Source organism: Flavobacterium piscis (assembly GCF_001686925.1).
In the GTDB taxonomy this organism is placed as follows: Bacteria; Bacteroidota; Bacteroidia; order Flavobacteriales; family Flavobacteriaceae; genus Flavobacterium; species Flavobacterium piscis.
Genome location: NZ_LVEN01000027.1, coordinates 726824 through 749847, shown reverse-complemented (window position 1 = coordinate 749847; position 23024 = coordinate 726824). Strand labels below are relative to the sequence as shown.

Annotated in this window: 15 protein-coding genes; 5 read left to right on the top strand and 10 right to left on the bottom strand. The window is 34.4% G+C overall.

Annotated elements, in window-relative coordinates:
* Nucleotides 1–4: 4 nt before the first annotated feature.
* Nucleotides 5–1951 carry an adenylate/guanylate cyclase domain-containing protein gene (locus FLP_RS13590; RefSeq protein WP_065450023.1) on the bottom strand — a complete coding sequence of 649 codons (1947 nt, stop codon included), beginning with the start codon at nucleotides 1949–1951 and terminating at the stop codon, nucleotides 5–7.
* Nucleotides 1952–2046: 95 nt separating this feature from the next.
* Nucleotides 2047–2373: a hypothetical protein gene (locus tag FLP_RS13585; protein WP_065450022.1), complete on the bottom strand. Its 327-nt coding sequence runs from the start codon at nucleotides 2371–2373 to the stop codon at nucleotides 2047–2049.
* 595 nt (nucleotides 2374–2968) lie between these two features.
* On the opposite strand from FLP_RS13585, the gene FLP_RS13580 reads away from it, so the two are divergent.
* From FLP_RS13580 to FLP_RS13565, 4 genes are all read left to right on the top strand, one after another.
* Nucleotides 2969–5413, top strand: coding sequence for a TonB-dependent receptor (locus FLP_RS13580; RefSeq protein WP_065450021.1), 2445 nt, complete (start codon nucleotides 2969–2971; stop codon nucleotides 5411–5413).
* Nucleotides 5414–5455: 42 nt separating this feature from the next.
* Complete coding sequence (locus FLP_RS13575) at nucleotides 5456–6562, top strand: PepSY-associated TM helix domain-containing protein (protein ID WP_065450020.1); 1107 nt, start codon at nucleotides 5456–5458, stop codon at nucleotides 6560–6562.
* A 902-nt stretch (nucleotides 6563–7464) separates the two neighbouring features.
* The gene (locus tag FLP_RS13570) at nucleotides 7465–10833 is read left to right on the top strand and encodes a SusC/RagA family TonB-linked outer membrane protein (protein ID WP_065450019.1); all 3369 of its coding nucleotides are present in this window, start codon (nucleotides 7465–7467) and stop codon (nucleotides 10831–10833) included.
* A gap of 12 nt (nucleotides 10834–10845) precedes the next feature.
* Entirely contained in the window at nucleotides 10846–12849 is a 2004-nt protein-coding gene (locus tag FLP_RS13565) for a RagB/SusD family nutrient uptake outer membrane protein (protein ID WP_065450018.1), read from the top strand.
* A gap of 140 nt (nucleotides 12850–12989) precedes the next feature.
* Here FLP_RS13565 and FLP_RS13560 read toward each other — a convergent pair whose 3' ends face one another.
* The 7 genes from FLP_RS13560 to FLP_RS25510 all read right to left on the bottom strand — a co-directional run bounded on the left by FLP_RS13560 (nucleotide 12990) and on the right by FLP_RS25510 (nucleotide 20059).
* Complete coding sequence (locus FLP_RS13560; RefSeq protein ID WP_065450017.1) at nucleotides 12990–13655, bottom strand: aspartate/glutamate racemase family protein; 666 nt, start codon at nucleotides 13653–13655, stop codon at nucleotides 12990–12992.
* Nucleotides 13655–14647, bottom strand: coding sequence for an L-histidine N(alpha)-methyltransferase (locus tag FLP_RS13555; RefSeq protein WP_243397599.1), 993 nt, complete (start codon nucleotides 14645–14647; stop codon nucleotides 13655–13657). Before FLP_RS13555 ends, FLP_RS13560 begins: the two co-directional genes overlap by 1 nt.
* Before the next feature lie 73 nt (nucleotides 14648–14720).
* On the bottom strand, nucleotides 14721–16187 hold the full coding sequence (locus tag FLP_RS13550; RefSeq protein WP_123921672.1) for a BCCT family transporter: 1467 nt from the start codon (nucleotides 16185–16187) through the stop codon (nucleotides 14721–14723).
* Nucleotides 16188–16195: 8 nt separating this feature from the next.
* Entirely contained in the window at nucleotides 16196–17557 is a 1362-nt protein-coding gene (locus FLP_RS13545) for a mercuric reductase (protein WP_065450015.1), read from the bottom strand.
* A gap of 21 nt (nucleotides 17558–17578) precedes the next feature.
* A complete protein-coding gene (gene egtB / locus FLP_RS13540) occupies nucleotides 17579–18718 on the bottom strand; it encodes an ergothioneine biosynthesis protein EgtB (RefSeq protein WP_065450014.1) in 1140 nt (379 codons plus the stop codon).
* 369 nt (nucleotides 18719–19087) lie between these two features.
* A complete protein-coding gene (locus FLP_RS13535; protein WP_121323131.1) occupies nucleotides 19088–19480 on the bottom strand; it encodes a hypothetical protein in 393 nt (130 codons plus the stop codon).
* 426 nt (nucleotides 19481–19906) lie between these two features.
* Nucleotides 19907–20059: a hypothetical protein gene (locus FLP_RS25510; RefSeq protein WP_165606678.1), complete on the bottom strand. Its 153-nt coding sequence runs from the start codon at nucleotides 20057–20059 to the stop codon at nucleotides 19907–19909.
* Between the two features lie 313 nt (nucleotides 20060–20372).
* Here FLP_RS25510 and FLP_RS13525 point away from each other — a divergent pair, with 313 nt between their 5' ends.
* The gene (locus tag FLP_RS13525) at nucleotides 20373–20594 is read left to right on the top strand and encodes a hypothetical protein (RefSeq protein ID WP_065450011.1); all 222 of its coding nucleotides are present in this window, start codon (nucleotides 20373–20375) and stop codon (nucleotides 20592–20594) included.
* Between the two features lie 886 nt (nucleotides 20595–21480).
* Here the strand turns inward: FLP_RS13525 and FLP_RS13520 are convergent.
* The gene (locus tag FLP_RS13520) at nucleotides 21481–22818 is read right to left on the bottom strand and encodes a DUF6734 family protein (RefSeq protein WP_065450010.1); all 1338 of its coding nucleotides are present in this window, start codon (nucleotides 22816–22818) and stop codon (nucleotides 21481–21483) included.
* Nucleotides 22819–23024: the final 206 nt, after the last annotated feature.

Genomic DNA, 23024 nt, shown 5'->3' with positions numbered 1-23024 from the left:
GAACTTAAAAATTAATCTCCTTTTCTACAAAATACATCTTGAGTTCTCCCTTGCCCTTTGCCTGAATACTTCCTCGATATTCAAAACGAAAGCATTCTTCACTTTTTATAAGATTATAAAGCGATTCACTGATGTTCACTTTACCTACGATACCGTTGCTTTCAATCCTGCTGGCGGTATTTACAGTATCACCCCATACATCATATTGAAATTTCTTTATCCCTACAATACCCGCTACAATTGGTCCTGCATGAATACCTAATCGCATCTCAAAAGCCGGATTATTACTGGCATCATTCTTAATTTTTCTTTGAGCCATAAAATCCTGCATTTCTAATCCTGCCAATACAATATTTGTCAAAGATTGTTGATCTGGTTTGGGTATTCCTCCCGCAGCCATATAAGAGTCTCCAATTGTTTTGATTTTCTCTATATTGTATTTTTCGGTGATCAAATCAAAAGCTTTGAAACAGGCATTTATTTCTTCAACTAAATTTTTAGGAGACATTTTCTCAGCGGTTTGAGTAAAGGATTTAAAATCTGAAAAAAGTATAGAAACTAAATTAAAGTCACGGGCATTCACAAAACCCTTTTGTTTTAGTTCTTGTGCTATTTCTTCCGGCAAAATATTGAGTAAAAGTTCATCAGAAAGGTCTTTTTCTATTTTCAGCGCTATTTTAGATTTTCGCGTGTAGTTTAATCTATTCCATAATCCTAAAGCTATGAGAACAATAAAACACAAAGAGATAATAATAATATTTTGTTGCTTTTCCTTTTTTTGTACTTCTTCTTTATGCTTGGATTCAACAACATGATCTTTCCTTACATGAGATATGCTATCCAGTAATTGTTGATGCTGAAACTCCATAATCATCATTTTATTAGAAGTTTCTCCAGATTTTAAGCTGTCTTTGAAGTTATTTGATTTTTCATAAAAATAAAGCGCCAATTTGTCGTTTTGGGCAACCTTATAAGCATTATACAAACACTCACAAGCCTCTTTTTCAACTGACATTGCGCCTATTTTTTCGGCATTCTTATATCCTTTTAAGCATTTAGCAATTGCTTCTTTGTTTTGATTTAATTTGTTTAGTATTTTTCCAAGGGCAACTTCTGCGATACTTATATATTGTAAACTATTAATTTCAGTAGCATATTTAAGTGACAGGTTATAGTAATATAGTGCTCTCTCAAAATTTGATTGTTTAAAAAACAATTCTCCTAAACTGGATAATACTTCAATTTTTAATTGTTTGTCATTGATTTTACCTGCATTCACTAGTGCCTGGTTCAGATTTTTCTGAGCTTTATCGTAATTATGTAATTTTATATAAACGATTCCTGAAGCATTTAAGTTTTGAGATATGGCTTTTACATCCGTACTGTTTTTATAAATGGAATACGATTTATTATAGTATTTTAATGCATTTGGGTAGTCTTCAACCTGCGAATAGATTCCGCCAATATTTTGCGAAGTTGCCGCAATCATTTTTGTATCGTTTAGTTCTTGCTGAATAATAATAGCTTGTTTGTAGTAGTTTAAGGCATTAAGATAATTTCCTAAGTAATAATAAACACCTCCTATATTATTTAATATCGAAGAGATTCCTTTTTTATATTTTGTTTTTTTATATTCCTCGGTACTTTTCTTAAAAAAGAACAAAGCATTTGAATAATCTCCTTGATAATAATAAGTTACCGCTTTATAACTATAACAATCACCCACTTTTCGACTTTTACCCAAAGACTTATAAAAGACTAAACTTTTATCGAAATACAGTAATGATTTTGGATAGTTGCCTGCATCCTGACTTTTCATACCTAAATTAAGAATGGAATCGGCATTCTTACTATTTATCACGATCTCTTGCTTCGTTTTTGATTGACCAAAAAACAGCATTCCATTAAATAATAGAAATACAGAGAAAACAATATTTATGTTTCTTTTCATGAATATGTATGTTTTAATAAATATCAAAACGTACATATTCAACTCTGGAATAGGTACGTTTTTTAATTTTTAAAATTGCCAATAGGTTAATTTTATTAAAAGAGATTACCAGAAAGATTGGTAGGCTTAATAATGATAGGCGGGGTTATATCTCCATCTCCACCAGCAACTAGATCAAGCTGTTCTTCATTCAATTCTACATCTTCCATATTGACTTCAGCAGGAATGTTGATGAAAATTGTCGACGAATCTGTCTGATCAACAAATGCAATATTTTTACCTTCGGGCAAATGAATTGGGTGTCCTAAAAAACTTTCTATTGTCGCGACGGGACTAGTTATCAAATTGCTTTTAAAAGTTGGATCTTCCCAGGCTTTTTTAACAATGGCATCCAGAATTTTTTGGTCGTTAGTTAATTCCATTTTTCTTATTATTAGTTAATTCCTTTTTACATTGGGGAAATTAGCTTCTTTTTTAAGTATAGAATTGCCAAATACGCTGACAAAATAATTTGTTATTTAACCAACCTGATTCTTGTTATTAATTTTTCTTTTAATTTCTTCATCAAAAGTATATCGAAATAATATTTGGGGAATTAGAAAAAAAACAGGTAAAATACACGAAGTAAAATTGAAATCTTGAAATCCAGAAAGTACCAATAATAAAAATAATCTGCGATTGCAGCTTCTTTCTTAAAAAGTAGATGGTAATAAGAAATCAACTGTATTACCAAACCTTTCAACTGGTCTATATAAATGTAAACCTAAGCTTGAAATATACTGCCTGCAATATAATATACTTCGGATAGCAATGCCCTTTCGTATTCATTTTTAAATGGATTTAAAATTCAAAAATAAAAGTTATTCCCAGATGCGACAGCACCACACTTAGAATCCAAACTTCAATTATAGAGACCTCACAGATAAATTATAAATAATTCAGACTATTTTTTTTATTTATTATTTGTAATTAATCTAAATAAATCTAGATTTGCAGTCTCAAAAATAAATAACCGCCATGAAGTTTACATTCTCCTTAATGCTGCTTGCCGTTTTTAATATTGGCCTGGCACAAAATGCCAAAATTACAGGAAAGATTGTTTCCGAAAATAATGAAGCTGTTTCCTTTGCTTCTGTCTCAATTAAAAGCCTTAAAAAAAATACCAGTTCTGACGACAAAGGAAATTTTGAAATCAATAATCTGACACCAGGAAATTATACTTTATCTTTTTCTTCGATGGGATTTTCTGTTCAGGAAAAAACAGTTGAACTTCATGAAAATGAAAACCTTGAAGTTTCGATAGTTTTACAGGAAAACGTAAATACGCTGCAGACTGTAGAAATTACCGGCCGTAAAGAGAAATCATATAAAAACACGAAATCTTTTATCGGAGCCAAAACAGAAATTGCTTTAAAAGATTTACCACAGGCCGTTTCGTATGCTACCAAAGAGTTAATTGCCGATCAGGGTGCTATCCGCGTAGGCGAAGTGGTGAAAAATTTCAGCGGGGTGAGCCAGTTTACTTTTTATGATGATATTTCTATCAGAGGTTTTAGAATAAACGGAGGAAGCAACACCCAGTTACTGAATGGTATGCGAACCTCTACAGGATTCTGGAAACAGCCACTTGCCAATTATCTGGAACGTGTTGAAGTTTTGAAAGGGCCTTCATCTGCTTTGTTTGGAAACGCTTCTCCCGGAGGAGTCATCAACAGAGTGACCAAAAAACCTTTGGATCAGGCTGCAAACAGCGTGAGTTTTTCTACAGGAAGTTTTAATACTTTAAGAGCTTTAGCCGATTTTACAGGGCCATTGACTGAGGATAAATCGCTTTTATACCGATTGAACTTAGGCTACGAAAATGCAAATTCTTTTAGGGATTTACAATTCGATAAAAATATTGTCCTTGCTCCTTCCCTGTCTTTTCTTCCAAATGATAAAACCAGTGTCAATTTTGATCTGATTTATACAAGTTCAAAAAGTATATTGGATCGTGGACAATCAACTTATGAAAATACTTTATACTCTACCAAAATATCCAATTCATTAAATTCTACCAACGATTATTTAAATGAAGAAACATACATTGTCACGACTTCCTTAAATCATCAGTTTACAGATCGTTTGTCCTTTTCAGGATCTTACATTCGTACCGGTTATACAGAAGATCTTTTGGAACATCGTGGTGCCAATAAATATGCATCGGCTGGTGACGGGACTACGATTCCTACTTCTATAGAAATGCAGGTTTTTATGCGAAAACGTAAACGCTATATCGATAATCTTTCGACCTTTTTTAAATACGAAGCCAAAACCGGAGCATTAGAACATAACCTGATTTTAGGTTACGATTATGCACAGGAGGAAGTTCCTGCCGGAGGTTCACAATTGCAGGCTACAGGATATAGAAATGCTGCAAATACAGGATCGATTGCAACCTACAACCCAGCTAATAAAGCCAATTATTTATTGGATTCTAAAGGCAATCCGGTGCCAAACGTGGCGCATTTTGACCTGACAAATCCGTCTGGGTCACAGCAGTTAAAAGACATGAGTAAGTATTTTTATGCAGCCCGTCCTTTTGATCCTACTTTTTATTCTTTATACGGAGTTTATCTTCAGGACCATATTAAGTTTGGTGCATTTCAGGCTTTAATTGGGTTGCGTTACGACGAATACAGCGATAAGGAAAACTACAAAAAGACAAATGAAAACAAAGTAAAACAGCATTCGTTTTTACCCCGTTTTGGACTTACATATACCGTTAATCCAAACATTAATTTGTACGGAACTTACGTAAAAGGATATAACCCACAAACGGCTTCTTCTTTATCAAACCCAAATGCGGGAGGACCTTTTAATCCGTTAGAAAGTAATATGATTGAGTTTGGAGGAAAATCTTCGTGGTTTAAAGAGAGACTTTTTGTAACGGTTGCCCTTTTCAAAATTAAGCAGAAAAACACTTTATATCCGGCAAACGATACTACAAATCCTGATTTAATGCGTGCTGTAGGTGAAGAAGAATCGAAAGGTATTGAAATTGATGTGAACGGAAATATTACACGAAACTGGAGTATCTCTGCCGCTTATTCTTATAATGAAGCTGCAATTTCTGAAAGCCCGATTGAATCTGAAATTGGAAGACAAAAACCAAATACTCCACGCCAGCAGGGTAATTTATGGACACGTTATAATTTTACTGAAGGAGCTTTGAAAGATTTTGGACTTGGTTTTGGAAGCAATTTTGCAACCACACGTACACTTAGCCAAACTGACCAGCAGACACTTCCTGGCTATACTTTATTTAATGCGGCATTGTATTACAGCATTAATAAATTTAAAATCCAGGTAAATGCCAATAACATATTGAATAAAACCTACTGGGTTGGTGGTTATGATTATATTCGATTGTTTCCCGGGGCGCCTTCCAACTGGCTTTTAACTCTTGGTTACTCCTTTTAAGAAAGTCAAGTTATCAGAAACTCTTCTTTGGTATTTATTTATATGAATAAAACATTTAAAAAAAATATTGGCTTTTTACATTTATGGCTCGGACTTTCGTCCGGGCTTATTGTGTTTATTGTGGCACTTACCGGAAGTATTTTAGTTTTTGAAGATGAAATTGATGCTTTTATCAATCCTGAATTTTATCAGGTTTCAACTATCGGAACAAAAAAATTACCCGTTGATGTTTATGTAAATGCTATTCAGAAAAAATATAAAATCACTCAGTTAGATCGTATTCAAACGTACGAAGATCCTCAAAGAACTGTAATTGTTTCCGGACCTGATGCCGATAAAAATGACCAGATTTTCTCTGTAGATCCTTACACCGGAAACATATTGGCAAGAGTTTCTGAAAAAAGCAGGTTTTTTTCTGTTGTGCTTGATCTGCATCGTCACTTAATTTTGGGGGAAGTTGGAAAATTTATTACGGGCTGCAGCTGTCTAATTTTTGTTTTCATGCTCATTTCGGGTATTATCTTATGGTGGCCAAAAAAAATAAAAAACCTAAAGCAAAGATTAACCGTAAAATGGAGCGCTTCTTTTAAAAGAGTCAATTGGGATTTTCACTCGACTTTCGGTTGCTACACTTTCTCTATCCTTTTAATCATATCACTAACCGGACTGACCTGGTCTTTTAAATGGTTTGAAAGCGGTATTTATTTACTGGCAGACGGAACCGCAAAAAAGCCTTCGGCTAAAGTTGAAAATCCAACAAAAATTGATCCTAAGGTTGACAAAACATATTTTTACCAAAATATGTTTTCAAAAACAGACAGTATTTATAAATATAAAGGAGACACTCAAATCAGAATCCCATCTGACACCATTAACAGTATTATGGTGATTAAGCTAAACCTTGAAAAATCGATTCCGAATATTTCAAGTATTGCATATTTTGATAAATATACGGGAGAGCTTTTAAAAATAAAACCTTACAAATCTTTTAGCCGAGGCGATAAAGTTCGCCGTCTTATTTACCCTATACATACGGGAAGTATTTTTGGATACCCAACTAAAATACTTGCTTTTTTAGTTTGCCTTTTTGCAGTAACACTGCCAATCACTGGATTTTTAATTTGGTGGGGAAGAAAAAAAAAGTTATAACTAAATACCAGGATGACTCAAAGTATTATTATCAGATCATTTGAGTTAATACCTTTTTTGTCACAAAATAAAAGTTGATTTTTCTTAAACTCTTTCGCTTGTCTTTTCATTAAACTCCAAGTCGGGATGCAGAGAAGACTTATCAGCAACCTTACCAAAACTACTGAGGAGCAATATATTATCTATATATTGAGACTGTTTTTTATACTTTTAACCAACAGTTGATTGATTTATTATTAAAAAATTATTAAAGTAATAACATATTAATAATAATAATTGAGTTCAAAAATCTCTGTGTTCTACAGCAACCTTCCCGAAGTAAATACACTTCTTTTGACATTAATTTTAAAAGGTCAATTAACTTCCAAACAAAATGTCCATGCAGATGCGGATTAAATTCAAATCTGCATGCAAGGCCGCATGTGCTTAAATCTCAATTTACGAACCTGTATTTTTACATGTTCTTCCATTGCTCGGCTGCAAGCATTAATTCAATAATTACTCAGTAATTTTAATGATATGTAATTAGTTTTTAGTAAATAAATCTGCTGCAACTTTTGCTTCAATATTTATTTTGCAAAATAGTTTTTGCAGTTTTTTTACCGATTATATACTTATAAAAGTTTTGCATATAGGCTTAAAATTAATTATTCACGCACTTTACAATTTTAAGCATTCTTGTTATTTCTGTGTTTTTTTTTACAATTATAAATTTTAAGGTTAAAAAAAACAATAATAACGATTAAACAAGACTATTGAACCCCCTTATTTGTATTTTATTACTCCTTACAAAAAAGATTATTAATCACTTTTGTCAACTTAAATCACTAAATCTTTTAAACATATGTTATAGGGATTTTCAAAAACTAACTAATTAAATAACCAAAAATTACAAAACCAAAATGACAAATTTTATTAGGATTAAAAAAAGTCCTGATCGCGTATCTGGATTTAATTTGAATAAGAGAGTAATGCTGTTTTGCGTATTACTTTCTTTATCTCAGGTTGATGGATACGCTGTTAGTTCTACGGGTACAACAGAGTATCAAAATTTACAACAGCAAAAAAACATTACCGGACAGGTAAATGATGAAAACGGTATGCCGCTGCCGGGAGTAACCATTTTAGAAAAAGGTACCAAAAATGCTGCTTTAACAGATTTTGACGGAAAATTTACTTTAAAGGTAGATAACGAGAATGCAGTATTAATAGTGTCTTTTCTGGGCTATTCGAATAAAGAAGTGGCCATAAAAGGACAAACTTCAATTACTCTAAAAATGCAAAAAGCAACCACTTCCTTAGATGAGGTAGTTGTAGTAGGTTATGGTAAAATGAAGAAAAAGGATTTAACGGGTGCAATTGTTCAGGTAACACCAGAAAAATTAGCCAACCAGAATCCGCAGACCGTTCAGGATATATTAAGAGGTACTCCTGGTGTAAGAGTAGGCTATGATCCTTCTGCAAAAGGAGGAGGAAATATACAAGTTCGTGGGCAGAGTTCTGTTTACACTGCAGGTTCTCATAACTCCCCGCTTATTATTTTAGACGGAATGCAGTTTTATGGTGAACTTTCAGAAATCAATCCTGATGATATTGCCCAGCTTGATATTTTAAAAGATGCATCGGCAGCATCTGTATATGGATCGAGAGCAGCAGCGGGTGTTATTCTTATTTCAACCAAAAAAGGTAAAACCGGCAAGCCTATGGTTAGTTTTACTACCAATACAACGATTAGTAATAAGAGTGCTTATCGCGGCGTATATTCTCCAGAGGGATATTTAAAGTATCGTGAAGATTGGGAAACCGCTCAAACTTATGGAGCTAATACAACAACCGGGCAATACGAAGCGTGGATATCAGGGGCAGTTGCTGCTGGTAAACCGGGGTATTTTTCAAGTCCTAATGATTTAGGTAAATGGGGTATTACTGAAGCCCAATGGTTAGCTTACCAACCAAATGCGCAGACAACAGGAAAAAGTTCGAAAGAAGTATGGGGAGCACGTTTGGGACTGAATTTTGATCCTTCGCTGATGGCTAATTTCTTAGCAGATAAAACACACGATTGGAGCAATAGTTCTTTTAGAACCGGGATTAATCATGATAATAATTTGAGTATTTCCGGAGCAAGCGAGAGAGTCAATTATTATATGTCTTTTGGTTATTTAACTTCAGAAGGAGCCATTGTAGGAAATGATTATAAGTCAGCTCGTTCTAATATGAAAGTGGATGCTAAAGTTACAGACTGGCTTGATCTTGGAATAAACGTTAATTTTCAGGACCGATCAGATGGAGATATCACTCCCTCTTTAGGTACAAACGCCGGGGATAACAATATGATGAGAACCAGCCCGTTTGGAACCTTTAGAGATGCAAATGGCAATTATGAGAGACAGCCTATGGGGAAAAATGTTTCCGGGCAAAATTATAATTATTACTACGAACGCCAATTTATCGAGAAGGAAACAGGATATACAACATTGAATACCATTTTTAATGCAAAGGTAAGTTTGCCTTTAGGGATTACTTATTCATTTAACATTGCTCCTCGTTATCAATTTTATCACGATCGTTATTTCAGGTCAACACAAAACCCAAACTGGCCTGCAGCTACCACTGGAGCAAATAGAAATAATGCTACAAGATTTGATTACAACCTGAATAATACATTAACCTGGGATTATACAATTGCTCAAAAACATCACATCGTAGCCACTTTTGTTCAGGAAGCAGAAGAGCGCCGTTATTGGTCAGATGGAATGGACGCTTATAATATCCAGCCATCAGATGCTTTAGGATTTCATCTGGTGAATACTGCAACAATGGCAAATAGCGCAATTCGATCAAACGACACGCATGAAACCGCAGATGGATTGATGGCAAGACTTTTCTATTCGTATGATAATCGTTATATGCTAACAGCGACTGTCCGCCGAGATGGATATTCTGCATTTGGAGCTTCAAATCCTTACGCCGTTTTCCCTTCTTTTGGAGTGGCATGGACCTTTAAAAATGAAAACTGGTTTAATTGGGATGCGATGAGCACAGGTAAATTACGTTTGTCCTGGGGTAAAAATGGAAACAGGTCACTTGCGGATCCTTACGTTTCTTTTGCAAACCTTGTAAATACCGGAACAATGGGTTATTTAGACCCTTCGGGAAAAGCGCTTGAAATTAAGTACTTAGCACTTGATCGTATGGCAAATCCAAGTTTGGAATGGGAAAAAACAACATCAACAAATATTGGTCTTGACTTAGGCTTCTTGCAGGATCGTGTAACGGCTACTTTAGACTTTTACAAATCATCTACTCATGATATGATTATGAGTCAATCCCTGCCTGGTTTTACTGGATTTTCATCCATTGCAACCAATCTTGGAGAGGTTCAAAATCAAGGTTTTGAATTAAGTATTAGCACTCTTAATATGAAACAACCAAACTTTGAATGGCGTACTACATTTGGAATATCTTATAACGAAAATAAAATTGTCTCATTATACGGTAATATGGTAGATATTAAGGATGATAATGGGAATGTTATTGGGAAAAAAGAGGGTAACGATTCAGCTAACGGATGGTTTATAGGCAGACCCATCTCTCAAATCTGGGATTATCGCGTGACTGGTATCTGGCAAAAAGACGAATGGAAAGAAGCTCAAAAATTCGGACAGCGTCCTGGAGATCCTAAAGTAGCAAACAGTTATACTACAGACGATGTAGATGCTGTAGGACCAGATGGTGTTCCTTATAAAAAAGCGGTTTATAATGAAAAAGACAAGCAGTTTTTAGGAAATTCAAACTCTCCTGTACAGTGGTCGCTTCGTAATGATTTTAAGATTTATAAAAATTGGGATTTGGCAATCAGTATGTATTCCAACGTGGGAGGTAAATCTCTTAATTCAAATTATATGAATACGTTCAACGATGCCAGTTTATATAAATTCAACTTCAATCCATACGTAAATCCGTATTGGACACTTGACAACCCAACTAATGATTGGGCACGTCTTGACGCTAAAGGACCTGCCGGAACTCCTGTTGCACCAGGAAAATTGTATGATCGCAGTTTTATTCGTCTGGACAACATTTCGTTAGCTTATACGCTTCCAAGAGATCTTTTAGATCGCGTGCATATTAAAAATATAAAAATTTATGCTTCAGTTCAAAACGTTGCAACATGGTCTGCCTCTAAAGAATGGAAATATTTTGGAGATCCGGAAACAGGAGGATTGGCTACACGACAGTTTAATTTAGGCTTTAATTTCCAAATTTAATAATTATCAACAATGAAAAGATATATACAAAATAAAATTACAAGACTGGTGCCTCTTATTGTATTGGCTGCCTTGTCTGGTTCCTGTTCAAAAGATTTTCTCGAAGCAGATCCGCTTTCGTTTTACGAACCTGAAAATACATTTAATACTGAAGCCGGCTTGCAGGCCACTTTAGCACTTTGTGATAAACAACTGCGTAATAATTATATTCACTATGGTTATTCTGGTGTAAGTGTTCCCATTGCTTCAGAATATCTTTTCTCTGATATGGCTCATTATGGAAAAACGGATACAGGTAGTAATATTGCTGATTACGCCAATACTATTGTTCCTACCGGAGATTTTCGAAGAGATGCAGGCGGAGAAGCACTTTATCTTGGATTTCTCTGGACAGAAGCCTATACGGGTATTAAAAATGCGAATACTGTACTAACTTTTATTGGTAATGTGACCACTTTATCCGAAGAAGTTAAAAATAAATATATCGGGCAAGCTTATTTTCACAGAGCCTACCGTTATCTTAATCTGGTGTATCAATTTGGAGACATTCCATTGATTACCAAAATCTTGTCGGTTCCTAAACAGAGTTATTATTCTACTAAAAAGGAAGCCATCATTGAAATGATTACGGCGGATATGGAAAAAGCTGTACAATTTGTGCCGGAACAATCAAAAATAGGATATGTAGGTATGGTTAGCAAAGGTGCATGTCGTCAGTTATTAATTAAGTGCTATTTAGCATCCGGAAGATTTGCTGATGCAGAAGCACAAGCCAATATTTTGATTAATCAATCAGGATATTCTTTGGTACAAAACACTTTAGGGATTTTTGATCCGGGAGGAAATCCGACTGCGTGGCCTATTACCCGAAATGTGATCTGGGATTTACACAGACCTGAGAACAAGGTAATTTCTGCTAATACTGAAGCGATATTGGTTGCACCAAATGGAGGAGCACAATCATTTTTAGCATTTTCTTCGATGAGAATTTTTGGACCTAACTGGAATGATGCTAATTTAATTACTCCTGATGGTAAAACAGCAGCACCGCGTTTTCCACTGACCGATAAAACGAATTATAATGCAAAATATGATTATCAAAGAGCAATAGGACGCGGCATTGGTGTTATCAGTGGTTCTTATTATTCTCAGCATCCTATGTGGGTTGTGAATAATATTGAGGATAAACAGGATCTTAGACATAACAGCACGGTTGGAAACTGGGTGAATATGGAAGATCTTAAATATGCTCCCGGAGCAGGCGGTAGTGCTACATGGGCCGGACAAAATTTTAGAATGAGGGATGCCTCCGGTAAACTATTAGCACAAGATTCAATTCGTGATTGGTATGATTTTCCACATTATAAAATCTTTATGCATGATGTTGTAGCCGAAGCGAATCCGGCAGCCAATGATTTTCAGGGCGCTACTGCAGGAGCTAGTGCACATTTATACATCTATCGTTTAGCCGAAACCTATTTATTACGTGCAGAAGCCCGTTTTTATCAAGGTAATACTTCTGGAGCAGCTCAGGATGTAAATGTCGTAAGAGCAAGAGCAAAAGCTTCACAAATGTATACTACTGTAACTATTGGTGACATTTGTGCAGAAAGAGGAAGAGAACTTTATCTCGAAGAATGGAGAAATGTAGAGCTAAAACGTATTTCACACTGTTTGGCTCTTAGCGGAAAACCAGATGAATGGGGCCAAACTTACAGTAAAGATAATTGGGATAAACAATCCGGAACAGATGCAGTTGGAGGAAGTTATTGGTACCAACGTATTGTACATTATACTCTTTATAACAAATATCCAGCTGGTATTTCTATTAAGCCAGGTGTAAAGTTTTATTCTATGGACAAACGTAATAATTACTGGCCAATTCCATTTAGACTTGCTATAGAGCCTAATATTAAAGGTCAGTTAAGTCAGAACTACGGTTATGATGGCTACAATGCAGGTGTTAAAGTCTGGGATAAATGGCAGGATGCTGTTGAAGACGAAAATAAAATTTAAACTTTTTATTTACCTTAAATTAAAAGATAAAAGTAAAGTGAAAGAATTGAGTAGCTTCATAGTATCCAAATAGAAAACTAAAACAAAAAACGAGTTAATATATTTAACTCGTTTTTCTTTTTTGCTTTATAATCTTAAAATTAATCCATATTGTCAATAATGATTCTTATCTGAGTTCGGGCCATATCATAAACATTCCCGTTGGCGTCGTTCCAGGCTATTGACAATTCTGTACAAGCTAATACTACCGGATAAAATTCAGTATATTTTACAACTGTATTATTATATTGTTTTAGTAGTTCCGGGGTTTCTGTTTCTGCATAAATATTTTTCCGGACAGTATCTATAAAAATTCGATCTTCTTTTGAAGGAATCAATACTTCGATGCCTTCTTTTTTAAAATTACCTTTTATATAATCGGTTTCCATACTGTGAAGTGAGCCAAATAAAACCACTTTTTCAATACCTTGTTTTTTAAGCTCGGCTATGACAAGTACTACGGGATGAATGATATTTATTTTTAAATCTAAGGCATCTACGGTTTCGTGAAGGGTTATATTAGGAATCAAAAGAGCGTCTATTTTCATCTGCTGCAATTCCACTAGACAATTAAGAATCAGTACTTCAAGTTTTTTGGAGCTTTGAGGAAGTAACTTATTAATAGGATCAAAATTGACACTCCATAATTTAAATGGACACGTGCTGTATCCTGCTTTTTTTTCGTGATAAAGACGGTTTAATTCTCTGATATAAAAAAGAGTAGAACGACTTCCTAATCCTAATATCCCAAGTGATTTTATATTCATTATAAACGCTCCAAAATATAATTAGCAAAATACTTTTTACTGTCAGTTATTCTGTCCCTAATGGCAAAATCTGCCTTTTTTATAATTTTATTTAAAATTTTATCGTTGTACTTCCTTGAAATCTCGGTTAAAACTTTCTCGCCTTTAGCAAAATGAAAGGTTTTATTGAGTTTTTTTATAAATACATTTTGTTCTTTGGTACTTACTAAAAAACTCGTTGCAATTCCTTCTTTTTCGTCATATTCCGGTTGGTGCTTAAAATGCTCAATGTCAAAGTCTGCATCGAGTTCGCGATTGATACGATCCAATAGGTTAAGATTAAATGCAGCGGTTATGCCCTGACTGTCGTTATAAGCAGGTAAAACTACTGTTGAAGGCTTTATTAAATCGACACCCAAAAATAGCTTATCTCCAAAACCTAAATTTTCCCCCAGGTTCGATATAAAATGGGTTGCCAGTTCATCAGACATATTCCCAATATTTGAACCTAAAAACAATATTACTTTAGGGTGTTGATTTTCTTTTAGCGATTCCAGAACATCAAAATAATCTCCCTGTTTTGTTTTTACAGAAATATTAGGCATTTCTTTATTCAAATCCATTTCGAGTTTATCCAGAGCGTTTTGCGAAATATCGATTGGGAGGTAATCAAAGTTGAAATTTTGCAGTGATAATTGTTGCAGAAGTTCTTTAGTTTTCATCCCGTCACCTGCACCAAGTTCTATAAGTTCAAAATAGATGTCAGGCTTTAGCTGTAGTGCTTGAATGATTGACAGGCTTTTATTTTTAAAGATTTCATGCTCCGAACGCGTGACATAATATTCAGGCAAATGCATAATTTCAACAAAAAGTTCATCTCCTTTTTTATCGTAAAAAAACTTAGAAGGCAATGATTTTACTGAATTACTTAAACCTTCATTCACTTCACTTTTGAATTGCTCTAACATACTTTTCAGGGTTTCCTTTTTATTTAAAATCATTGCATCTTTCATAAGCATGGCTATTGGTGATTATCTGTTTTTAATTGAAGTAAAAATACAAGAGATCCCCCCGCCGGATGTTACATTATTTGAGAAAAATGTTCTTTTTAAAGAATGAGAGGATACAATAAAGATACAAAAAACTAAAAGGCAAAGCCATAATGATAAGCAAATTGCTTATCCCGTTGAGCAATTCATCCGCACCAAGAGCAGTGAGCCCTACCGCGGTGGAAGTAATTATGATACCCCAACCGAGTTTATGGGGTCTGGATGGGTTTTCATTACCGTTATCACTAAACATACCCAATACAAAAATGGCTGAATCAATCGAATTAATAATTGAAATTGCAACTAAAATCCCTGCAATCAAAAAGGTAATCTCATGCAGAGGAAAATGTTCTAAAAAAACAAATAAAGAACTGAATAATTCATCAAACTGTTTTGAATTACCTCTAGATGTGATTTCAAAAGCCTTATTGGCAAATATGGCAAACCATACAATGGTGGCTAAAGTGGGTACTAAAATTGTAGCAATTAAAAATTCTTTGATCGTTCTTCCTTTTGAAATGCGAGCAATAAAAATCCCCGTAAAGGGAACCCAGGCCAACCAGAATGCCCAATAGAAAACCGTCCAATCCTGTGTAAAATGGCCCTTGGTTGTATAATCTCCTATTGCAAGGCTCATTTCAAAAAAATGAATTACATAGTGATAAAAAGCCGTACAAGTTTGCGTTATAAAAAGACTGAAATTTAAAAACAAGGCTACAAATAGCATTAAAATAATGGAAAAGAGAAAATCAAAATCAGCCAAAAATTTAATCATTTTTGTAATCCCGGTCAAAGCGGAATATGTGGCGATGGCACCCATTATAAAGACACAGCCTACTAAAAAATTAGTTCCAAACGCCGCGCCAAAAGTATAATTCAGCCCACCTACTAATTGTGCTGTTCCCAGACCCAGTGAAGCAATTACTCCGGTAATGGTAATCAATACAATAAAAAGAATGGCACTAAATTTCAGCACACTACTTTTAACATAAGGTACTATCGCGTGCAATAAATTAGGTGCTTTTTTTACATATAGATTATACCCAATCATTAATCCAAATAAACTATACATAGCCCAAGGTGTAAATCCCCAATGAAAAAAGGTATACTGCAGCGCCGTTTCTTTAGCATTAGAGGTCACTACAGGACTGTTATTCAAGTAATAAACCGGCTCCTGCACCGCACGAAGCAATAACCCTGAACCCATTCCGGTACTGTATAGCAAGGCAATCCAACTGAAATAGGAATAAGCTGGTTTTTCACTACCCAATCGTTGATTCCGAATTGGTAAAAATAAAAGCGCCACAGAAGCCAGCACCACAATTAGCCCCAATACCAAATAATAGGTACTAAAAACTGCTAATAATTGCTGATTTATCCGACTTAAAACAGCAAGTAAACCATCTGGTGCCAAAATGCCACTTATAAAGAAGACAGCTCCAAAAAGCATCCCATATAATAGTAAATTATTTGCTCGAAAATGACTGTAGCGTTTTGAAATCAAAATACTTTTTATTTATGAATTGGTTTTAAAGTTTCAAGCATCGTGGGAATTAGTTCACTACCCGTAGGATGAATGTGCACTGCGTCCCGAAAAATGGTATAAGGTTGTTTGCCATACATTAAATTGGTGATTCCGTTTATGATTTCATCCCCGCCAACTCCCAAAACACAAGCCCCTAAAAAAAGATTGGTTTTAGCATCTATTACCGCCTCCATAAAACCTAAGCTTTCTCCTTTTTCTTTAGCGCGTCCTACTTTTGTCATAGGACGGTGTGCAACCAAAACTTCATATCCTTTCTCTAGAGCTTCCTTCTTGGTCATGCCTATTCTGCCCAGCGGCGGATCGATAAACAAACCGTAAGTAGTTATTCGATCACTAATTTTTCGCTCTTTTTTACTTAGAAGAAAACTTTCTACAATTTGAAAATCATTGTACGAGGTATGCGTAAAAGCTCCTTTTCCGTTACAATCTCCAATGGCGAAAATACCTTCAACATTAGTCTGACAGTAATCATTGACTTTTATATAGTTTTTCTCATCCACTTCTAGATGGGTATTCTCAATACGTAAAGTATCGGTATTGGGCAAACGTCCGACAGCTAATAACAAGTGAGATCCTTTTATTTCACTTTTGTCGATTGTAACGCTAATGCCGTCTTGGTTGTTTTCAATAGCAGCAATTTCCTTTGCGTTAAACACAAGCTGTATCCCTTCAATTTTCAATATTTCGGCTACTGCATCACAAACTGTATCGTCTTCCTTTGCTATTAATTTTTCATGGGACTCAATAATGGTAACTTCGCTGCCAAACCTTCGAAAGATCTGACCAAATTCCAAACCAATATAACTGCCGCCTATGATGATCAAATGTTTAGGAATATCTTTGATTTCTAAAATATTTTCGTTCGTGTAAAAAGGAACTCCTTCGTAAGTTTGAGGAACTACTGCTCTTGCCCCCACATTTATAAATATTTTTTTTGCCGTAATTGCCGTATCTCCCACCTGAACCACATAATCACTTAAAAAATAAGCTTCAGCTTTATACAAGGTAATATTTTCGTTGCTCGTAAGCGATTTTTCAATACCAAATCGGGATTCATGTACGAGCTTATCTTTACGCGCTTTAATTTTTTCAAGATTAGCTTTAGTTCCATCCGGAATTTCAATGCCTAATGCATCACCATGAAAAGCATCCCACATTCTGCGGGCACTTGCTACATAGGCTTTAGTTGGAATACAGCCATTGTTAACACATGTCCCCCCTAAAAAACTCTTTTCGACAATAGCAACCGTACCTTTTTTTGATAAGCTAAACGCCAAAGGAACACCTGCCTGCCCACTTCCAATAATAATATAATCAAAGTTTTTCATAGTCTTTTAGTTTTAAAAAAATTATTTCGCTAATCGCAATCCGGAAAACTGCCAGCGCATTTTGGCACTGAAAAAATTACGATAGGTATTACGGCTATGATTCTCCGGTGTTGCCACCGAAGCACCTCGCAAAACCATTTGGTTCACCATAAACTTTCCATTGTATTCTCCCAAAGCACCGGCCGCTTTACTAAAATTAGGATAGGCCAGATAAGCGCTGTTGGTCCATTCCCATAATTTCCCCCAATTCAATTGACTGCTGGCTATTTCCCACTCGAATTCTGTTGGCAATCTCAATCCTTTCCACTGTGCATAGGCAAAAGCTTCGAAATAGCTGATATGCATCACAGGTAAATCGGGTACAATTTTCTGCATACCATTTAAAGTATACTCAAACCATTGATCTTCCATTTTATGCCAGTACAATGGAGCTTCAATTTCATTTTCATTCAACCATGCCCATCCCTCATCATGCCAATAATTAAAATTTTGGTAGCCACCGTGCTCAATAAACTCTAAATATTGACCATTTGTAACCAGCGTGTTCGCAATCTCAAAATCAGCTACATAAACATTGTGTCTTCCTAATTCGTTATCAAAACAGAAAAAGTCTCCTGTATGTCCTATTTCATAAACTCCTGCTTCTATTTTTATAAAACCAGCATCTTGTCTTTCTGCAGTTGGTAAAAAACTATTTCCGTAAGTCGGAAAAGTCGGCTGGGTTCCTAGTATGTATTTGATATCATACACCAAAAGTTCCTGATGTTGCTCTTCATGATTGATTCCGATTTCAATGACATCAAGTATCTCTTTGTTTAAATCGTTGTTCATAAATCGTTCGACTGCAGCAGTAACATAAGCTCTATAAGCATAAACCTCTGCTACAGCTGGTCGTGTCATCAATCCTCTGGAAGGACGCTGCACACGTTTTCCCACATTATTATAATAACTATTAAACAAATAGGAAAAATCAGGATGGTAAACTAAATAATCAGGAGCGTACTTTGTTAGTAAAAATTCTTCCCAAAACCAGGTTGAATGGGCTAAGTGCCATTTTGGAGGAGAAGCAAAATCACTTGGCTGTACTGAATAATCCTCAGTAAGCAAAGGATTACAAATTTCTTCAGTTTTTTTTCGGACTTCTAAAAAACGTGCTTTCATATATTTAAGTAGTGCTATTCGTATTAACCTGTAAGATATTAATTAAAAATACTATAAGTTAATTATTTATGCAAAAAGATGTTTGTTAAAAATCCCAAAGTTTCTATTATAGAATAGCAATAAGGTTCTCTCTCATCTGTCAGAATTACATATCAGGACTTAAGTAATTTTAAATTAAACATAGAGATCTCTGGCGAAAAGACTAGTTATTTTTCCAAACATCAAAAATATCATGATACCGAAAAGGCATTGATTTTTTTTAACATCAACGCTATTGTCAAAATAAAAGTACCCTGCAAAATCAATAGAAATTACAGGGTACCCAAACAAGTAATAATCTTCCAAAACTACTTACCCGTCTGACTAAATTTAAATATATACTTGGGCATCAAGCCTCTTTTTAGAATACTGATTTAAATGGAACCTAAGCTGAAGTATCACCTCTTTTTTTGTACCGTTGATATTAATAAATTTAATATCAAACCAGCTTTTTAATTCTTCAATGTCCTCAGGATTATTTTTTAATGATGACGCAAATAGTATCTGAACTCGGGAATTTAAAAGTTTAAAGAATTCATTTAAATTAATTTCGTTGTCCGCCACAAAAAGAATTAAATTATAATCATACAAACTGAAATCAGCACCTTCAGTTCCTGAAAAAGCTATAAAGTCACAATCAGAAATTCCTTTTGTAAAATACCTGAGAAAAACCCCGCTCTTATCATAAACCAGAATTTTTGTTTTCTCAAGAATAACTGCCATTTTTATTAGTATATTAATTTTAAAAAATAAACGATCTTTAAATATAAGAACATGATCCCTCAGATTTACATCTGTCCATATTTCTACCTGTAGAATTAAACTCATTATTACAAACCAGCCGTAAGAATTGTTTGTAGAAAACTACAAAAAGACACCGTTTTTTAAAGGAAAGACAACAGCTTTAATGACAAAGGAAGAGCTCTAAAAGCCCTAAAAAGGGATGCTGTTTAAATATGAAACAATATTCGTTTTAACAAAAATACTTTGTAACTCCCAGTTTTTACTCTATTTTAAATTGTAGAATATAACTTCTAGTTGTAATTAATAATTTTAAAAATAAAAACCTTACTACATAACTAAAAAAATTACTATTAGCTTAAAGAAGCTTACTAATAGAACAAAGCGAACAAAAAAATAATGATAAATCTATTTCACTTTATTTTGATTTGAATTTGGCTTAAGTTCGTCTGGACTGTCTTTTGTATAGGTATCAAATGTTTCTTTTGATGGCGTTGTAAATACATCCTGTATCAACTCAAAACTCAAAGTATTTTTCGGATCAAATTGATCTGAATTCATGTATTTTTCCAGTGAATAATACAGTGCTTTGGAGGTCACTGCAAGGTTAATCTTATCATCCTTAAAAACTGCTTAAAGTGAAAAAAGTCACGCCAAGAATCATGCAATGATACCGCAAATAATCTAATTTGGGCAGAATCGTGGCACATAGTTAAAAAAAAATAGAACGCAAGCAAAATAGAGGTCTAAAAAGTTTAGGTTCGAAACTTTATATCATGGTGATAATCATTCTGAAATACAGCAATATTTAACTTCTTAATTTCCATACCAAAATTATTTTTCTTACATTTAAGAAACATTAAATTGAAATATGATGAATACAGCAAAAATAGTGGGTATTGTACTTATAGTGATCAGCCTGGCCGCAGGCTATGTGGGATTAAACAGGGTATCAGACAGCACCAAAGAAATTAACTTTTTAGGCCTTAAAATTGATGCTTCGAACGAATCGGGACAAATGCAGGGTTTTCTTTATCTTGGAGTAGCAGCAGCTCTTTTAGCAGGCGGACTGTATACTTTAAAAAAGTCAAGCTAATTTAAACCTAAATAGTAAAATAGGAAGCCTGCAGTATATAATTACAGCAGGCTTTGTACATTGTACAAATGGCATTTTAAGCAGTGATGGAAAAATAAAAAGCCAAACAGCTCTTCAAAAGCCCAGGTACATTAAAATTATTACCAATGTAATGAAGATAAGTAATACTCTAATTCAAATAAGATTCTACTCCAACCAGCCTCTCCATTGCCAATCATCATAAAAAGTAACAACGCTCTCAACTTTACCAATAAAGATACAATTGGATAAAAAAAAACTGCAGGCATAAATACCAGCAGTTTAATTTTGAATTATAAAGTGTCTTTCAGCCCCATTTGACATATTGTCCGGGCTGATAAATCCCTTTAGAACAGCACTAAAAATGAGTTGCAGTTATCCTGCTGTTCTATTCAAGGCTCTATTAGCACTTATAATATCTGTTTCTAATTTCATCATAACACAGATGAGGGTACTGATAACCTCCCATAGTCTGTTTTAGCTGTTTTTCAGTCAGCTTTTGCACATCACTCGGTAGAAATTTTTTAACTTCTTTGTCTTTTGTTTTTTTGTCAAACATAACTTATAGTTTAAAGTGATTACTATTCCAATCATTTAAAGACACCTGGAATTTCTGTCTGTGTTATTGCAGTTTTTTCTGCTTACATATCTTTGTATTAACTCTGAAATATCATAATTAAGTTGTGTGTTCACAAAACCAAAATTATACCTACAAATATGAATTATTTTTACGATAATTACTTACTTAAAACCTATTTATTTTTAAATTTTAACACAATTCATGATTTTGCATCAAGACAGGTGTTAAAATCATCCATAAAAACATAAACCGATAACATGATCTTATAAATATCGTTTTAGATTTATGTTATCTGTAAATCGCTATTATTTTTAATACAATATAATTGGTCAGAAGTCCGTTTAAAAGTGCTAGAACACTGTCTTGCTGCTCCTGCGTTTCGCAATCAAAATGAACCATCATTTCAGTAATAAACTCAGAATACAGGATTCCCTGTTCTATTCTAGCTAATGCAATTTGATCTAAATCGTCCAGCTCGTATTTCCCAGGCACAGCATTATGCTCCTTTATTTCCAGAAACAACACTTCTTCATCATTTAGTTCAGACACCTTCTGTTCCAAGCCGTCTAACAGCACGATATTAAAATCTTCTTTTTTCCTAAGCAGACTTTTAAAACTGCCCGGCAGACCTTCCGTATACAAATCCCTTTTTAGCAGATAATGCTCGGCAGAAAACTTTCTTCTTTTAAGCTCATCATCAAACAACGAAATAAATTCTGCAGACTTTTCCGGGGTCAGAAATTCAATTTCATTCTGCTCCCCTTCCGCCTCATTGATCATTACAGCCCATTTTGAATAACACTCTGGATAATTTTTCATTACATAAACTTCCATAGCTTTACATATTGCGGGATTTTTTTTATAGGCTCCCAGTAAATGTAAATACTTTTTATCGGGAACATCCTGAAATTCAGCAAAACCGGAATAGTAGCCGTCATTGTATACTTCATCGAACAAAAAATCAATCTTTACATCCCTATTCTGAGCAAACTGGTAAAACAATACCTGTTCAAAAAATAAATTAAAATTAAGGCAGTTGATTTTGGGCCAGGCTTTTTTATTTTTATCTAAAAAATCAATGCTGATTGCAGCGTATTCTTTAAAAAAATCAATATCATTTCCTCCTGTAACTCCCATATTGCATCCAAAATTGTCGGAACGTTTATGATAGCGCTCCATTTCATCGGGCATGTACAGAAGCTCTGGCGAAATTTCATTCCACATTTTAGTGTAATTATCGCCAGTAATTTCCAAATTCTGCGTCAGTAAAGCGGCACAACGAAATTTTACATCCAGAGATTCCCAAACAAAAACATCACCGTCAACGTGCAGAAACGGTTCGGTCTGCATCTGGTACACTTTAATTTTAGAAACACCCCAGAGATCGTTGGGATAATGATTTAAATCATCTAAAACGACATGAACTCTTGTGTAGGGCAGCTGGAGTTTTGTAATTAAGATCTCATATCCAAAACGATCTGTGTACAATTCTACTTCTTTATGAAATTTCACTAATTGATGAGAGCTCAAAATCCAGCTCAGCCAATTGTATTTATAAGAAAACCAGCCGTAATTACTTTTGATATCAGTCGAATTACCGGTCCAAAAACTTTGTATTATCTTCATTTAAATGGAGCTGAGCTTATTTTTTTTAATTAATGCCAATTTTTCTTAGTGTTTGATTCCTACTGTATTCAATAAAAATTCCTGCCAACATTATTTACAAATTATATAAATACCAGCTGCAATATAACTCAATTATTTGTAAGTTTTTTACGGTATTCCGTATAATAAAGATTTTGGAACCAGCAACTTGATATTATTATATTCCT

What these genes read in the sequence shown, in the direction of transcription:
- egtB (WP_065450014.1), bottom strand. Translation starts at nt 18,718, where the DNA reads ATGAAAGCACGTTTTTTAGAAGTCCGAAAAAAAACTGAAGAAATTTGT.
- FLP_RS13545 (WP_065450015.1), bottom strand. Translation starts at nt 17,557, where the DNA reads ATGAAAAACTTTGATTATATTATTATTGGAAGTGGGCAGGCAGGTGTT.
- FLP_RS13570 (WP_065450019.1), top strand. Translation starts at nt 7,465, where the DNA reads ATGACAAATTTTATTAGGATTAAAAAAAGTCCTGATCGCGTATCTGGA.
- FLP_RS13555 (WP_243397599.1), bottom strand. Translation starts at nt 14,647, where the DNA reads ATGAAAGATGCAATGATTTTAAATAAAAAGGAAACCCTGAAAAGTATG.
- FLP_RS25510 (WP_165606678.1), bottom strand. Translation starts at nt 20,059, where the DNA reads ATGAATTCAGATCAATTTGATCCGAAAAATACTTTGAGTTTTGAGTTG.
- FLP_RS13580 (WP_065450021.1), top strand. Translation starts at nt 2,969, where the DNA reads ATGAAGTTTACATTCTCCTTAATGCTGCTTGCCGTTTTTAATATTGGC.
- FLP_RS13590 (WP_065450023.1), bottom strand. Translation starts at nt 1,951, where the DNA reads ATGAAAAGAAACATAAATATTGTTTTCTCTGTATTTCTATTATTTAAT.
- FLP_RS13525 (WP_065450011.1), top strand. Translation starts at nt 20,373, where the DNA reads ATGAATACAGCAAAAATAGTGGGTATTGTACTTATAGTGATCAGCCTG.
- FLP_RS13585 (WP_065450022.1), bottom strand. Translation starts at nt 2,373, where the DNA reads ATGGAATTAACTAACGACCAAAAAATTCTGGATGCCATTGTTAAAAAA.
- FLP_RS13535 (WP_121323131.1), bottom strand. Translation starts at nt 19,480, where the DNA reads ATGGCAGTTATTCTTGAGAAAACAAAAATTCTGGTTTATGATAAGAGC.
- FLP_RS13575 (WP_065450020.1), top strand. Translation starts at nt 5,456, where the DNA reads ATGAATAAAACATTTAAAAAAAATATTGGCTTTTTACATTTATGGCTC.
- FLP_RS13565 (WP_065450018.1), top strand. Translation starts at nt 10,846, where the DNA reads ATGAAAAGATATATACAAAATAAAATTACAAGACTGGTGCCTCTTATT.
- FLP_RS13560 (WP_065450017.1), bottom strand. Translation starts at nt 13,655, where the DNA reads ATGAATATAAAATCACTTGGGATATTAGGATTAGGAAGTCGTTCTACT.
- FLP_RS13520 (WP_065450010.1), bottom strand. Translation starts at nt 22,818, where the DNA reads ATGAAGATAATACAAAGTTTTTGGACCGGTAATTCGACTGATATCAAA.